We start from the raw sequence: 14563 nt of genomic DNA on the forward strand, positions 1-14563 counted from the left end.
GATTAATTGTTCTCTATAATAAGATGCATCAACTATATTATTTCTTTCTACACTGAGGCTGAAAGCATTAAATAACATGCTAGTAATTAATCTTCTATGAGTCGGTAAATGTTTGTAAAAATCAGTTCTCCTTGCCATTTCCTTCGTCAATATCATAATGCTAGATTGGCTAAAAATTTCCATTGTGGAGGAAAATAGCTCTAATTCAAATTCACCCCAGGTATCTACGCTAAATAAATAGTCTGATATAAAATCAATTTCTTCAGTAGGAACAATATTATCTTTCTCAATTTCTTGGAGTTTTAACTTAATTAAAATTATTGTTAATTTCTTACTTAATTTCTCCTCTTCTTTTTCTGTGAAATTAATGAGAAGTCGTCTCAAAGCTGGACTGTTATTCTTATAAAAATAATTATTGATCTTATCAATCACCTCAAAATTACTCATCTTATGAAAACCACGCCCTAAATACATAAACTCTTCCAAAGATACGTCCAGTGTCTTTAAAACTGAAAGTAATTTATTGAGAGTAATATCTGTATATCCATTTTCAAAGCGAGATAACTGAGAGGTAGAAATCTTGTCATTAGCAACATTGGAAAGAGAGAGACCTTTAGCTTCTCGAATTTTTTTTAAGATTTGTCCTAAATTTTTCATTGTTTCTACTCCTTATTGCAAATTAGGGATGATTTCATAATCGCCTCTTACCTGTACAGGTAAGGTTCAATCTCCACTATAATGATAATATCCATAATCAATAACAATATTGATGTAAAATTTAAAAGTTTTTTCATACTGAACTTCCCTTTATTTTTTTATTTATTGTATAATAAATAAAAAATCCTTGTAATTTTGTTGGGAATATGGGAAAAATGAAATCAAAACTTGGTATAACACTCAGAAAAATTCGAAAAGGAAAGAAAATAAGTTTAAGTTCAATTGCTGATAGTAATTTATCTAAATCTCAAATCTCTAGATTTGAACGTGGAGAATCAGAAATCTCTTGTATTAGATTAATCAATATTTTAGATAAATTACATATAACTTTGGATGAATTTATTATTCTTCATGACAATAATTCTACTAGAACTGGATCATTCGCTAACTTGGTGCAATATATTCGAAAACACTACTCCTCAAAAAATTTTGCTAGTATTATTGAATTACTATCAAACTCTTCAAGTTTTAACTTGGGTCCTTATGAAAAGACAATGGTAAAATCGATTCTTTATACCACAAATAAAAATTTTCTCCCCTCGGACGAGGAATTATTACAGCTTACAGATTATCTTTTTAAAGTTGAAAACTGGGGTTACTATGAAATTATCTTATTAGGTAACTGTGTAAGAACAATTAATTATAACTCCTTTTTCCTATTAACTATAGAAATGTTAAAAAATTATCTCTATTCAACTTTGAACAAGACAAATAAACGGCTTGTTACACAATTAGCAATCAATTGCCTAATTGTTAGTATTGATAATGAAGAATTTCAAAATTGTAGTTTTCTAATCAAAGAAGTAAAAAAATTACTAAACAATGAATTGAACTATTATGAACAAACCGTCTTCTTATATACGTGTGGGTATTTTGAATTTAAGCGTAATCCTGCGAACGGAATCGAAAAGATGAAACAAGCACTTCAGGTATTTGAAATTCTAGGAGAACATAATATAAAAGCACAGTACCAAGAGCACTATGACAAATATATTAATCAATAACACAAGGATAGTTAATCTTTAACCACCATAGGATTAGTTCTTGTTATTCCAATAGTATTTCTGTACTAAATTTTTTATCAAAATCCTTATCATTCAGTACTTTTACAAACATTTCTAGATTTTTTACTAATTCCTCATACTCATAAAGATAATGATCCAACTCCTCTTGAAACACTCTTATTTCTTCGGTTACTTGTTCTACTGTAATTGATTCTGTCAAATTTAGTTTCGAAAAATCGTATCTTGCAAGCTTTCGACTGCTCATATCTTCACTATTCAAATTGATAAGCACTTCCGCCATCTTATTTAAGTTGGTGATTTTTTCATTGATTTGATTTAGTTTTATATCTATCTCTGCTATTTCTTTGACTAACTCGTCTTTAATGTCTTGGTATTTCTTATCTGCTTCAGTTAATTCAATGAAGAGGTTAATCTCAGTAATCTTTTCCTGTAGACTCTTAACTGTAGGACTTCTGTATGGTATTACTCGACTATCGTTGGTTAGCTGTCTTATCAAGGTTCGTCCTTTGATATACTGATTCTTATCCGAGTGTTCTTTGTTATAGACAAAGTATGAGGTTGTCTCACGAATATAAAACTTGTATTTTTGCTGATTCTCTTCTTCAATAATATCCAGTTGGTAATTGGGAATGAAAACAAAACCACTCTGCTTAATACCAAAAGACACCTTGATATAAATCCCCTCATCAACTAATTTCTCAATTTGGTGTGCTGCAAGCTCTACTTCAAATTCATGAACGGCATCTCTCTTTTCCTTAAATTCCTCAAAGGCTTCCTCAATCTCTTCAGTGGATACTTTATCCTTATCTCGTTCTTCTTGGAAAGCATGGTACTGTTCCTGTAAATTCTCTAATCCTTTTGAAGTACCTACTTCCTTATTTTTAAAATAATCTTGAAAAAATTTGACATCATATAATTTCTTATCACTTATTTTTTGATGACCCAAACTTATCTTTTGATTATCTTCTTCCAGGATAAAAGTTACATTTTTTTGTTTTAAGTCAATGGTTAGATTCAATTCTTTTGCTTTTGTTATTAAATCTTCTAAAGAATTGACACGGTTCAACAAAAATTCTAAACGACTTTCAATCTCTTGCTTAGCAAAATGCATTCTAAAAAATTCTTCATCATATAAATCTCGTTTGCTGAGTTGGCGTCCTCGAATTGGTTTTGTCATTGCTCGATCCGTCATCATGAATCGACTATGCTTCTGAATAAAATCAATATGAACGTGTAATTGCTCTGCTTTTTCCCAAAAATCCTCAAAGGAATTTGACTGCTGCATCAAAAAATAAAGACGTTGTTTCAATTCAAACTTATGACTAGATTCCCTATATTTTTTATAATCTCGATAGGAATAACGTTTCTCAATAATTTTTGCACCAGCCAATTTAGAAATACGGTCTGAAATCATACGGAGGTTTCGTTCCAAGGCATAGTTCCATATCAACTTTTTATCTGAATTGCGGTCAATAGCATTGATTAGGATGTGATTATGAACATGATCTTTGTCTGTGTGAGTTGCTACGATAAACTTAAAACGACCTCCTGTCAATTCCATCATGGTCTCATAACCTATACGATTAATTTCTTCAGGTGTCAGGTTATCTTCAGGAGAAAATGATTGAATGAGGTGATGAGCATGAATAGTTTGTTGGTGTTTTTCTTGTCGGTCGTTTCTGGATTCGTACAACTTGTCATTATTGCTGAAGTTGACATTGTACATCTCTACCATTTCTGCATGACTAGGGAAGTCCAAGTAATTACTCATACCAAAATCAGATACCAATTTCAAATTATCCGTTTTATCAGGGTTGAGAATATACTTAATTAAACGCCTACGATATTTTTTCCCGTGCGTCGCAAAGTGTTTAGTAACTACCATGAAACTCCTTCAGTCTTTTCACCTCCACTTGAAATTCTTTGTCCACTTCCTTAATTAACTCTCCGACTCCTTTACTCAATTCTTGTAATTGGTCCTGAGAAATCAGATGGCTTTGATTAATCGCACGCGCAATTTGATTGATGTTATTTCCAATCCGCCTCAATTCAAAAACTAACTGGTCATAAGTATCAGTGTTAATAGTGACAAATGACATATTGGGATTAAGCAAAACTTTTCTGGCATAGACTGAGAAATTTTGACAATTGCTCTTAGCAATCCGTTCATTCAATTGGTGTAATTCTGGACCAGTTAGAAATACTTTTTTGAGATTGGTACGATAGCGATAAACCATTACATCCTCCTAACCCATATATTTTTCACGGAACTCACGATTGAGTGGCTGCACTTGATTCACTTCTGAAATCAATTCTTGAACGCAAGTCAATAAGATTGAGACGTGCTCTTGAGTCACTTGATGATTTTCTCTTGCGACAACCAGAACTTCATACACATCTCGACTAATCTGTTCAAACTTTTGAGACTGCCAAAGGGAGAACCAACTTTCAAAAATTCTATCCTGATAATTCTTTTTCAATAAATTTTGACGAAGAAATTCTGAGAAACTATCCACTTTTTGTTCCCTCATCATTTCTTTTATCTGTTTTTCTTCTTGTCTCGTAATTCTAAATTGCTTTCGGATTGACTTAATTTCTTGTCCCATTCTGATATCCCTTCAACATTCTACTTGTCTGACAGTGTAAGTCTACCTCACATTGTCAGTACGCTTCCTAAAGACCTCACTTGCTTCTTGTTCGGTCTTTGCGAGCTCAGATATTGTGTCCACAATATCCCAAAAATCATATCGCCAGCTGACTAAAACCTTCCAGTTTTGACAGCTAACGATAAGATAACTTGGTGGCTCCGCCCCCAAACCCCCATAGAAAATCAAAAATTGATTTTCTATGAATGATATTAGGATAACAGGGAAGATTTGGAAAAGCTATCACAAATCAATTAGGGATTAATCTCTAGCCCCTCTTACACCACTGTGCATACCGTTTGGCACACAACGGGCCAACTAAGTTTTAACGAGAGCATTATACTCACTCATCTTCTCATTTTACAATTCGTTCTATCAATGCCGTCCCATATTTGTGATCAGCTCTCATCATTTACGTTTTCAGGTCACTGTCTTTTCATACCATGAATTAGGATTGACAAATTTAATTAGAGAGATATTCATTTAATTGTTCACCCTTCGCTCCATTTCCATTACATAAATCTCTTCACTACTATGGGTTCATATTACTTCTCATAATTCGTGGTACTACGTCCTAGATGCTCATGATAGCTCACGGAATCAGCCGTACATCTTTTCTAGTTTACTCTCGTAATATACGTATATAGGTTACGACACCTATTTGGATTTTAGAGTTCCTCATCCGCTATATATGACTTCAAGTCATGATTCTGTTTGTAGAGCCTTGATTTCGCTAATACCTTCCTCTCCCCATACCTCGCGATAGTCTGGCTTGGGAGTCGCTATTGCTTTCATCGATATCAGATGTCCACAGAGGACTTGCACCTAAGATGTACGATATGCCTGTCGGACAAAGAAAAAAGTAGGCTAAATTTCTAACCTACTTTTTCTGACTCTACTCTGATAAAGCCGTCTCATATATAGACATTTTATGCTTGAAGGAATCTTTTCCTCCCTCTAATTGATTGATGATATGATTTTTTATATATTTTTCACTAACATATCCCTGTGATTCAATCCATCCATTAACTCCATCTGACTCCATAATAACAACTTGATCTGTCATAGAATTTGTTACAATTGTAGCATTATGTGTTGCTAAAATAATTTGACGTTGAGCTTTCACATCTCTAAACTGCTGAACTAAATGCCTGTAAATATAACGATTGTCTAGATTATCTTCAGGCTGATCAATAATCAATGGTCTGAAGTCTTTAGAATAATCACTATACGCTAATAAAAAATCAAGCATGGCTACAACTTTTTGTCCCAAACTTAATACACCAACTTCTTTATAGAGGATATCAAGTTGGTGTGAGGTTTCTTTGGAGTTAATATTAAACTCCAAAAATAACCTTTCATTAGCTACATGCGCTTTTAAAACTCTTTTAAACTCATTTAATAAACTACTATTTTCAATTAAAGAGTAGATACTCGTTTTTAAATGCGTAATGTTGTATTCATTAATTTCAGATTTATCTCTCCAATTATTTTCTTGTTTTGCAAAATTATCTTCAGAGATACTTTTTAAAAGCATAAAATACTTATTAGGAATATTTTGTCTTACAATGACTTTAACAAATTCTTTCATTCCTAATTCCCGATAGATAAGATATAAAACGTCTGCTACATCTTGCATACTGATTCTATAATTTTCAAACGAAGAACGGTTATTCTTGAAAAGATAACTTTCCAAATGCGGTTCTTCCCATCTATCAATTTGTTCATAACAAATTCTTAACTTACCAATCTGAGTTTTATTAAAATCCTCAATAATTTCGAGTATTAATTGCTTCCGATGTTTTAAATATTCATCAAGTTCCTTTAATTTTACTTCAAACGATTCGAGTGTCTGAGTTCTTAGCCCATAGTCTGGTCTCGGTAATTTTTTATTTTTAATCATTAAATTAGAAATAAATTCTGTAATTTTTTCACCGTCAGCTGTTTTAACTAACTCATTAACAGAATATCTCCTATCAAACATTTTCTCTAAAATTCTAGTTTTATCAACTAATTTAAAATGGTTACCTTCAACTTTATAAACTTTTGTGTACAGAGACCGTGTCCATTCTTTAATAGAGTCAGAATTAAATATATAAGAATAGCCAAACCTATTCTCTCGATTTTGCCCATAATATTGTAAAATATTATCCTTATTTTCTTGTTTGACATCTGGCAAACTAACTTCAATAATATATTCAGTTTCTTCTAAAACATAGAGTACAAAAGCATTTGCATGGTTACATAGAAATTCCAATTTGCTTTGCTTATCACAATCTTGAGAAAGTACAAATTGTAACATATCAATTAATGTGCTTTTCCCTGTACCTCTCCCTCCAATTAAACAATTCATAGATGGTGAAAATGTTAAAAAGAAGTCTTTATCTTTTTTTAATTTATCACCTGCAAGAAAACTTCTATTTCCCCCACGATTTTCTATATATAATCCTTTTATATAAGACTTTTGTTTAAAGCTTGGCTCACATAAACTAACTGATACATTATAATCAAACAATGCTTCTTGAAACATCTTGAAAGAAATTTTTCCACCTTTCAACCACAGATTGTTCTTCCCGAGTGAATCAATTTCGTGAGAATCATTATCTAATAGAAAATTGGGCTCACAATTAAAATCTGTTAATAGTTTTTTTCTAGAACCTTCAACAGAATTTATATTTTTAACACCAATAAATCGTGTGTTTTCTTTAGAAAAAATTTTTCGTTTATATGCACCTGATAAGTGAGAACCTTTTTTCAAAATGTTATAACTATTGAAATGAGCAATATAATTAACTATTTTTTGATTATTGAAATCTTTCATGATAGTCAGTGAATGTTGATAACTTCCATCTTTCTCACTTATAATATTTTCACTTAACCATTGATTAACCCATGACTCTTGTTCATAATCATATATACATACAATATGCAATTTATCCGCTGCACTAATTTCTACTCCATGTAAAATATGAGGGTGTATATCATAATTCGGATAAGTTTGCATTATGATTGAGACTGCCTTTTGCAACTTTTTAATACCTTTGGTAGTATTATGATCAGTTACTACAACTATTTCTATTCCATTTTTTATGATTGCCTCTGCTAACATAAGAAAACTAATATATTCTTTTGAACTAGAAAAAACAACCTTATCAAAATTACTAAAAAAAATTGTCTTATCAACTTTTATTTTCTTATTTTCAAAAAATATATCATATAGTTCATCTTCAGTAATTTTTCTATATTTCGTTGCAGTCCAATTAGAAAATAGCTTGTAATCATAAGAAACAGGTGTATGCAAATGAATTAAAGTCTTGTGAAAGCTACCGAATTTCTCTTTGGAATTTGTTAGTTCTTGATAAACAGACTTTATCTTGTTATTAAACCCTCTCACTTCTACTCTCCTAAAAATATAAATTGTTTATTTTTCAAGTAATTCATTAAGTCTCTTTTCCCCCACCTTCAACATCTCTTTCTCTACCTGACTCCACTCCCCAAACAGTAACTCTTGAAGAACATCTGCTGCTGAAGTTGTATTTTCTTTTGAATCATATACACAACTTCTATCTCGTTGATAAATTTGAATTCTTTCAAAGATAGCTTGTTCTTCCAATTGTCGTGTATTATCAACTAGATGATTTACAATGAAATCATGATGTTCTTTTGGAGTTGCGCGTGCTTGATTGGGATTGACAGCGAACAGTTCTTCGTATCGGATAAGAGTGCTCAGATAGGACAGCTTAGGCTTTGTCGCAATCAAGGCTAATTGTACTTCATATCCCTCACTCTTCAAGAGTTTTGCTGTTTTCTTTGGAACATCAATCGTTCGTAAAGTTCCCTCTATCAAAAGATTGTATCCCAAATGACTCAATTCGGTTACTAAAGACTCTACCATTTTCCCTGCAAAATCTTTGGTGTATTCTACACAATCTTTGCCATATTCTTGCTGCAGTTCTAAAAAGTGTGGATGCTGAGAACGAAAACTATCTCCATCTATGATAACAATATTTCCTTGAAATTCTTTCTGTTTAATACGATGAATTGTAGTCTTACCGGCACCACTTTGCCCTCCAAGCAAAATTGCTATAGGTTGCTTACTAGACTTTTTCCCTCTTGTCAGAGAACGAAGATTCCGTGCTAAAGCATATTTGAATTCGCTATCAGTATAATCTTGGATCTCCATTAAGCTACCATCCGTTTTTCAGAAATCTCTAACATACGTTCAATTCCATCCAAATAGCCGCTATATCTCTCTATTTCATCAAAAGTTTCTACTAGATAGATATTCGTATGAATCAAATCAGATAGATCATCACTCATTAAAATCCAAGGATTAGATTCATCATCAATGCTAATTCCCTGACTATCTTGATAACGATAGAGTCGTGATAATAGATTAGCTCCTCTTTCTTTCACAATTTCAATTTTTAAAGTCAATTCATAATCTTCAACAGGATTGAGCATTTTATCTTCTCCTACAATATCGACATAAGATACATTAAACTTCTGACAAATGATGTCTATTAGTTCCGTAGAGACTGAACTCGTTCCATTTTCATACCGGCTCAAGCTATTTCGAGAAATTCCTACAATTCGGGCAAAGTCGTCTTGTGTTAAGTCATGTGTTTTACGTAAGGATTTTATGTTCTTTCCAATCATGGCAAACTCCTTTTATTTTTATACCACCATTATAACATTTAGAAAAAGTAAATGCACCATTTTTGGTGCATTATTGACTGTTTTTCCTAAATCTCTCTAAATTCTTTTCCAATTGTTCCTTATGAAGTTGATTCTTTGCTTCCTTTAATGTGTCGTCCAAAGTTTCTTCCCTATAAGTTGCTTCTGTTTTTAGTTGTTCTGATTCTTGATTTGGAGTGAAAATGATATCTAGCAGCCGGTCTATTTTTTCAAGATCTTGGACAGACATATCAGATAGTCTATGAATCAGCTTTTTAAATACATCACTATTGTCTTGCTTTTTCTTAAAAAATGTTGTAAACATCTATAACCTCTCAAAAAAAGCAGCCTATCAGGACTGCTTAGTGTAATTCGGAAATCGCATCATAAATGGACTGCAATTTCTTATTGTCTTTATTCTTTGTGTCAATCAACGTATGTAGCTCTTCAATTTTCTTTTGACTGCTTTGAATATCGCTGTTGTTATCCGCAATCAGCCTTTTAAGATGTTGCTGATAACTTGTAGTGATATCTGTCTCTTTTCCTGTTCTAACCTCTGCAACTTTGGGTTTAGAACTAGGATTTGATTCCGTCACAGGTGCTTGTTTTCGCTTTTGAAAAGCTGCTTCATAGTTTACATCATTACCTCCTTGATGATTTCCAAATAAGGCCGCAATTTTATCTGGATCTTCTTGATTTTCTGATTTGCTTTCTAATGGTTGATTAAAATTCCAATCTTTTGTCATTCACTCATTTCATCCTTTCTAAATTCAGAATCATCGAATTGTCTTTCTTTGCCAAATGCATGGTCAAGAGCTTCTTCAAAACTCATGTGACTAATGCTTTGACGCCTTTTAAACGTCGCAAACATCGCTGTCTCCAGTTGTTCTTTGTAAGCAGTGAGTTTTTCTGTCTCTCTTGCTACCTTGCTTTCTTGCCTAGTGACCTTTTCTTCTAAGCGTTCAATAATGGTCATATACGATCCTCCTTCATTCTAATATTAGCTAAAACATCTTGATTTTGTTATCACAATTCTAAACATTGAGATGTTTGTCTTACTGGTTGATTCCTCAATGTCTCTTTTGCAGTCTCGATCATCAATTGTAAATCTGATTTCTTTTCTCTAAGGACATCATTCCAGTCTATTTTTTCTTTCCCAAATTCGTTATCAGGTAAATCCAGAAAAACAGGAAATCCTGATTGAGATAACTTATCAGAAAAATCTTTTCCTGCATCATCACAATCTACCGCAAGTGTCAATAAATCAGGATGATTATTAAAATAGGTAGTGGTATCACGAATTGTATTGAACAAAGGCAATAACTTTGAAGGTGTTACTGTATCTAAGAATTCCAACTTCTGATTTTCTTCAGCTATCAGTCGTAAAGTTTGATAAGCAACAACGGACCTTTTTAATCCCTCCATAGATACCAAACGAACATCAGTTAGACTTTGTTGATGAAGTTCGTAATAGCTCATCAAGTCGATGAACGATTCACAAAAGACCAGTCTATTTGGTTTACCAATGTCAAAGGATATTCCAATATGTCCATGGCTTCCTTTTAGAATCGTTTTTAACCTCTTTCTAGAAAGAACGGGATTCTTATAAATCCCTTGTAGGCTTGCTGCCTGCAGCTTGTGACGATGATTAAAGCTTTTAAAAACGATAACAGGTTCAACTGTTTCATTTGTTTTCCAGCTGGCTTGTGCTATTAAACCTTGTTGAATCATCCTTCGTACAATTTCTTCTGAAATTCCTCTACATTCTGTTAAGTAATATCTGGCCAGACTACAGTTAGAATCTTCTATTCTCTTTAAAGGATAATAAAATGGTCTCTCTCTTTTTTCTTGAACAGCTTCTTTTTGAAAAGGTTCTTCAGAAAGAAAGGCTAGAGCTTCTTTAAAGGAAATTCCCTGAACAAGTCGAACAAAATCAATGACATCACCTTGAATATCTCTTGAAAACCATTTAAAAGTATTGGTAGTTGAAAAAATCCGAAATGAATCGTGTTCAGGATGTTCATAGACACTGCTCGAAACTTGTTTAAACGAGATACCTAAACGACTTGCTACATCAAGAATTGAAATTTGCTTACATTCTTCTATTTCCATGCAATATCATCATTTTGTTGTAGTATTTGGCAGTGATGGAACAGATGAGGATTCTTCTAAAGTTTTGGGAGTGGCCTTATCCAAATCATCTAACCCAGATTTCCAAACCTGTACTTGGTTGACCAATAACTTACCAGGAAGTTTAGAATAGGACAATTTAACAGTTCTTGTTTCTGTCTGATTGGTTTTTGATTGGTTGGCATTCTTTAAATCAGATACATAGGTTACATTATAAGAGACCATGGCAATGGCTTGATTCGTAGTCTGATTGACAAAGATATCAGCTTTTTCGAAATGATAATCTAAAATATAATCCTTATACACTTGGTTCATGGCATCATTTTGACTTGACAATTCTTGAGAATAAGCCGATTCAGTCATATAAGGTTGAATACGTGTATTATTTTCTCCGAGCTTTTCTTTCGTATAGTACTGAGTCAAAAATTCTTTTACAGTATCCGATGACAAAATGCTGGCTTTATCTTCTGCTTGTTTGTCCTCTACAAGTTTAGCTGCAGCCAATTCGATTTCTTTGCGACTTTGTTTAGCAGTAGAATGTTGACCAGCAGTATATCCCATCATGAGAATAAAGCTAGTTGCAGCCACTGCTCCAACACTAATTAAGGCTTTAGTTTTGACTTTATTTAACATCTTAGACCTTCTTTCTATAAAAACTAGGTCAAGAATAACAAAAAGAACTTGTAAGTTTTATCACATCACAACGAAAGGTGTTACCTACATTTCAGGCGCAAAATCGTACAGTTCAGAGAAGAATATCAAAATTAGCTGTCTTCAGTTTATAATATAGATATGAACAAATTAAAAGAAGAAAATTTGAGAAGAGCTCTTTCTCATATTGAACGACATAAACAAGCCATAAATACAAGTAATAATAGTGAGGATAATGATTTTCATAAATTACTGCTCCAATTTAGCTATGAAGTATATGAAAGAATCAAGGCTAATAAAAAACCTTATCCGAATTTAGATTCAGATAAAGTTTTTTAACCATCTAACAAGTTTACATACTTTCCTTAGTTTTGGAGTTTATGAAACGCCAACAGAATCCTAGAACCAACATCAGATTGATGAAAAGGTACACAGCCGTAAAACTAGTTAAACCATGTTGTCTGATATCATCAAAATATAAAGTCGGTTCAGTAAAGAACAGATAAATTCCATAGCCCTCCACGAAAATAAGAAAACTGACAAAACCAATCAGGAAAAGTCCACTGGCAATAAGAAAGAGTCTCCATAAAAGAATGAGAATTCCTCCTACTGCTAAAAAAATTACTGGGATAAGGAGTAAATCATTCATGACTTTCTCCTTTCTAGTCAATTAACTGACGATAATGGGTGGCAAGAGAATAATCAAACTCTTCTAATTTTTGAACTAAGTCTAAATACTCCTCTTTCTCATATTCTTCAAAGTCCACACCTCGATGATTCTGAAGAGCAATTTCCAGTTGACTAGTGAGTTCTCGTTTAGAAAAACTGTAATCCCCCGTCACTTCCTCATAATGTTCCTTTAGTTCCTTGTAGGCTTGGTATTCTTCAGGTGTTTGAAATCCCTGTACCAAGGCCTCTTCTAATTGATAATAGGTATCTTCCATCATAATCGTTACCTCGTTTCTTTCTGTTTCTTTCTATCTTTATTCTACCGCGCTTTTCTTTTCTTGTCCGCTATTTGTATCTATTTTTTAATCTAATTCAAAAGAAAGTTGTTCCTGCTTTTCTTTTCCTTTTTCGTGGAATTGTCTTAAGGCTTGATCTATAATATCTAAATCCGTTTCTGTTTCAATCAATGGCGCGAGTACATCGTATTCGGCCTTTTTTGTTTGATAGTCCTCTTCCTTTGGAAAATTTTTCTCAATTTCTACCTTAGCAGTAGTCCATTTATCCTTTAATTCATCCAATAAGTTCTGAGTTTTCACTTGGTCCTCTTTAATGTGATCAATCGTATGTTGGAGCCTTTGAATTGTCCCCAAAGGAGAATACAAATCTAAACTGACAGAATACTGATTTTCTCCTACAATCTTAACAGAGAAGGTTTCAGGAAGAGGCTGATTTGTTGGAAGACTAAGCATTTTAATGTCAAATCCTCTATAGCTTGCTAGGGTACGGAATTCTTTGCTGTCAGCTTGATTATGACGGATAAAACGGTGTAGGGATTCCCCTGCTTCAGATCGTTGATCAAAAGCTTGCTTACCTACCGTCATAGAAAATGCCTGGTCTTTCGACATTTCTGACTGTTGAATGTCGCCTTCATACTTGCTTAATCGTTTCTCAAGAATGGGCATATTTTCTTCACAGTAGGAGATTGTATGACGATAGTGATCCTTGCTGCGTTGAAAGGCGCGTCTTTGATTTTCTAATAGAGTTAGATCATTCTCTAGTTCCATCTTATATTTGAGATAAGGATTACCTGTTGCTAGTGCCTTAAAATCAGAAGCTGTCATAGTCTGTTCATCAATGTCTTCTGCAGCACGAATCGGCTCCTTAGAAGTCATAATCTGCTTAATATAACGGAGTTTGTTCTCCTGAGTTGCCCATAGATAATTATCAAACGAACCTTTGGTAATATAGTGGTAAATATCCACTTCCTTGTTTTCATTTCCTTGTCGGATAATCCGTCCATTGCGTTGCTGAATGTCACTTGGTCTCCACGGTACATCCAGGTGATGAACTGCTTTCATCTTGCTCTGAACATTTAAACCTGTTCCCCCTTTTTCAGTTGAGGCAAGGAGAATCCGCACCTCTCCTGCATTGACTTTTCGAGACAAACTATTCTTCTTTTCATCACTATTGGCATCATGTACAAAGGCAATTTCCTTACTAGGGATTCCTCTATCAACTAATAAAGCCTTAATCTCAGAATAGACATCAAAACCATTATCCTTTTTCTTAGGTGTGCCAATATCTGAAAAAATCATCTGAGTAGCCTTATTTCCCATTCCCTCACGATAAATTCTTTCAACATTATCCACTACCTGAAGCAGTTTGTGATTGTCTGCTAGACTATAACTAGAGTCCAATAAACGCATATCAATTGCTAGTTTCCGTGCCTCACCTGTTATCTTTAACATGTTATCCTGACTCGGATCAACTGTTCCACATTTGACCATATCTGACCTCATAACTAATTCTTCTAGATAGAGTTTCTGGTTTTCAGTTAACTCACTCTCAATAGGGATAATATGAGCTTCTGGAACAGGTAAATCCAACATATCTTGTGTTTGAATGTCGGCTGTTTCTTTATAGATTTTCATCAACTCAGGTAGATTGACAAACTTTTTAAATCGTTTCTTAGGTTGGTACTTATCCCCTGTAGGAGCTAATTCCATAGAGTTTTGAATTTCTCCAAAAGCACCTACCCAAGAGTCAAAA

General features: G+C 33.3%; 17 protein-coding genes. 2 read left to right on the forward strand and 15 right to left on the reverse strand.

What is annotated here, in order from left to right:
* On the reverse strand, window positions 1-657 hold a 657-nt coding region (locus D8855_RS10050), incomplete at its 3' end, for a helix-turn-helix domain-containing protein (protein WP_142999117.1).
* 215 nt (window positions 658-872) lie between these two features.
* Here D8855_RS10050 and D8855_RS10055 point away from each other — a divergent pair.
* Window positions 873-1721, forward strand: a complete 849-nt coding sequence (locus tag D8855_RS10055) for a helix-turn-helix domain-containing protein (protein ID WP_125417189.1) — start codon at window positions 873-875, stop codon at window positions 1719-1721.
* Window positions 1722-1764: 43 nt separating this feature from the next.
* On the opposite strand, the gene D8855_RS10060 is transcribed toward D8855_RS10055, so the two are convergent.
* The 11 genes from D8855_RS10060 to D8855_RS10115 all read right to left on the reverse strand — a co-directional run bounded on the left by D8855_RS10060 (window position 1765) and on the right by D8855_RS10115 (window position 11827).
* Entirely contained in the window at window positions 1765-3627 is a 1863-nt protein-coding gene (locus D8855_RS10060; protein ID WP_125417190.1) for an SAG1250 family conjugative relaxase, read from the reverse strand.
* Window positions 3614-3979, reverse strand: coding sequence for a MobC family plasmid mobilization relaxosome protein (locus D8855_RS10065; protein ID WP_125417191.1), 366 nt, complete (start codon window positions 3977-3979; stop codon window positions 3614-3616). Before D8855_RS10065 ends, D8855_RS10060 begins: the two co-directional genes overlap by 14 nt.
* A gap of 9 nt (window positions 3980-3988) precedes the next feature.
* A complete protein-coding gene (locus D8855_RS10070; protein WP_125417192.1) occupies window positions 3989-4348 on the reverse strand; it encodes an SAG1252 family conjugative relaxosome accessory protein in 360 nt (119 codons plus the stop codon).
* A 934-nt stretch (window positions 4349-5282) separates the two neighbouring features.
* The gene (locus D8855_RS10080) at window positions 5283-7781 is read right to left on the reverse strand and encodes a Spaf_1101 family AAA-like ATPase (protein ID WP_125417193.1); all 2499 of its coding nucleotides are present in this window, start codon (window positions 7779-7781) and stop codon (window positions 5283-5285) included.
* Between the two features lie 27 nt (window positions 7782-7808).
* A complete protein-coding gene (gene pezT, locus D8855_RS10085; protein WP_125417194.1) occupies window positions 7809-8570 on the reverse strand; it encodes a type II toxin-antitoxin system toxin PezT in 762 nt (253 codons plus the stop codon).
* Window positions 8570-9046, reverse strand: coding sequence for a type II toxin-antitoxin system antitoxin PezA (gene pezA, locus D8855_RS10090; RefSeq protein WP_000579597.1), 477 nt, complete (start codon window positions 9044-9046; stop codon window positions 8570-8572). Before pezA ends, pezT begins: the two co-directional genes overlap by 1 nt.
* Window positions 9047-9116: 70 nt before the next feature.
* A complete protein-coding gene (locus D8855_RS10095) occupies window positions 9117-9389 on the reverse strand; it encodes a hypothetical protein (RefSeq protein WP_125417195.1) in 273 nt (90 codons plus the stop codon).
* 37 nt (window positions 9390-9426) lie between these two features.
* Window positions 9427-9810: a DUF5945 family protein gene (locus D8855_RS10100; RefSeq protein WP_064519983.1), complete on the reverse strand. Its 384-nt coding sequence runs from the start codon at window positions 9808-9810 to the stop codon at window positions 9427-9429.
* Window positions 9807-10040 carry a DUF5965 family protein gene (locus D8855_RS10105; RefSeq protein WP_125417196.1) on the reverse strand — a complete coding sequence of 78 codons (234 nt, stop codon included), beginning with the start codon at window positions 10038-10040 and terminating at the stop codon, window positions 9807-9809. The genes D8855_RS10100 and D8855_RS10105 overlap by 4 nt, the downstream gene beginning before the upstream one ends.
* A 50-nt stretch (window positions 10041-10090) precedes the next feature.
* A complete protein-coding gene (locus tag D8855_RS10110; RefSeq protein ID WP_125417197.1) occupies window positions 10091-11176 on the reverse strand; it encodes a toprim domain-containing protein in 1086 nt (361 codons plus the stop codon).
* A 9-nt stretch (window positions 11177-11185) separates the two neighbouring features.
* Complete coding sequence (locus D8855_RS10115) at window positions 11186-11827, reverse strand: hypothetical protein (protein WP_000933083.1); 642 nt, start codon at window positions 11825-11827, stop codon at window positions 11186-11188.
* Window positions 11828-11986: 159 nt separating this feature from the next.
* On the opposite strand from D8855_RS10115, the gene D8855_RS10120 reads away from it, so the two are divergent.
* A complete protein-coding gene (locus D8855_RS10120) occupies window positions 11987-12184 on the forward strand; it encodes a hypothetical protein (RefSeq protein WP_004249782.1) in 198 nt (65 codons plus the stop codon).
* A gap of 13 nt (window positions 12185-12197) precedes the next feature.
* Here the strand turns inward: D8855_RS10120 and D8855_RS10125 are convergent, their stop codons facing one another.
* From D8855_RS10125 to D8855_RS10135, 3 genes are all read right to left on the reverse strand, one after another.
* The gene (locus tag D8855_RS10125; protein ID WP_125417198.1) at window positions 12198-12494 is read right to left on the reverse strand and encodes a DUF5966 family protein; all 297 of its coding nucleotides are present in this window, start codon (window positions 12492-12494) and stop codon (window positions 12198-12200) included.
* 13 nt (window positions 12495-12507) lie between these two features.
* Window positions 12508-12792: a DUF5962 family protein gene (locus tag D8855_RS10130; RefSeq protein WP_125417199.1), complete on the reverse strand. Its 285-nt coding sequence runs from the start codon at window positions 12790-12792 to the stop codon at window positions 12508-12510.
* A gap of 84 nt (window positions 12793-12876) precedes the next feature.
* On the reverse strand, window positions 12877-14563 hold a 1687-nt coding region (locus tag D8855_RS10135; RefSeq protein ID WP_260467395.1), incomplete at its 5' end, for a helicase-related protein.

Source organism: Streptococcus mitis (assembly GCF_003942685.1).
Lineage (GTDB): Bacteria > Bacillota > Bacilli > Lactobacillales > Streptococcaceae > Streptococcus > Streptococcus mitis_CD.

Bases quoted from the DNA above. Each gene is read 5' to 3' on its own strand.
- D8855_RS10125 (WP_125417198.1), bottom strand. From the start codon at position 12,494: ATGAATGATTTACTCCTTATCCCAGTAATTTTTTTAGCAGTAGGAGGA.
- D8855_RS10095 (WP_125417195.1), bottom strand. From the start codon at position 9,389: ATGTTTACAACATTTTTTAAGAAAAAGCAAGACAATAGTGATGTATTT.
- D8855_RS10065 (WP_125417191.1), bottom strand. From the start codon at position 3,979: ATGGTTTATCGCTATCGTACCAATCTCAAAAAAGTATTTCTAACTGGT.
- pezA (WP_000579597.1), bottom strand. From the start codon at position 9,046: ATGATTGGAAAGAACATAAAATCCTTACGTAAAACACATGACTTAACA.
- D8855_RS10100 (WP_064519983.1), bottom strand. From the start codon at position 9,810: ATGACAAAAGATTGGAATTTTAATCAACCATTAGAAAGCAAATCAGAA.
- D8855_RS10055 (WP_125417189.1), top strand. From the start codon at position 873: ATGAAATCAAAACTTGGTATAACACTCAGAAAAATTCGAAAAGGAAAG.
- D8855_RS10105 (WP_125417196.1), bottom strand. From the start codon at position 10,040: ATGACCATTATTGAACGCTTAGAAGAAAAGGTCACTAGGCAAGAAAGC.
- pezT (WP_125417194.1), bottom strand. From the start codon at position 8,570: ATGGAGATCCAAGATTATACTGATAGCGAATTCAAATATGCTTTAGCA.
- D8855_RS10070 (WP_125417192.1), bottom strand. From the start codon at position 4,348: ATGGGACAAGAAATTAAGTCAATCCGAAAGCAATTTAGAATTACGAGA.
- D8855_RS10110 (WP_125417197.1), bottom strand. From the start codon at position 11,176: ATGGAAATAGAAGAATGTAAGCAAATTTCAATTCTTGATGTAGCAAGT.
- D8855_RS10060 (WP_125417190.1), bottom strand. From the start codon at position 3,627: ATGGTAGTTACTAAACACTTTGCGACGCACGGGAAAAAATATCGTAGG.
- D8855_RS10120 (WP_004249782.1), top strand. From the start codon at position 11,987: ATGAACAAATTAAAAGAAGAAAATTTGAGAAGAGCTCTTTCTCATATT.
- D8855_RS10130 (WP_125417199.1), bottom strand. From the start codon at position 12,792: ATGATGGAAGATACCTATTATCAATTAGAAGAGGCCTTGGTACAGGGA.
- D8855_RS10115 (WP_000933083.1), bottom strand. From the start codon at position 11,827: ATGTTAAATAAAGTCAAAACTAAAGCCTTAATTAGTGTTGGAGCAGTG.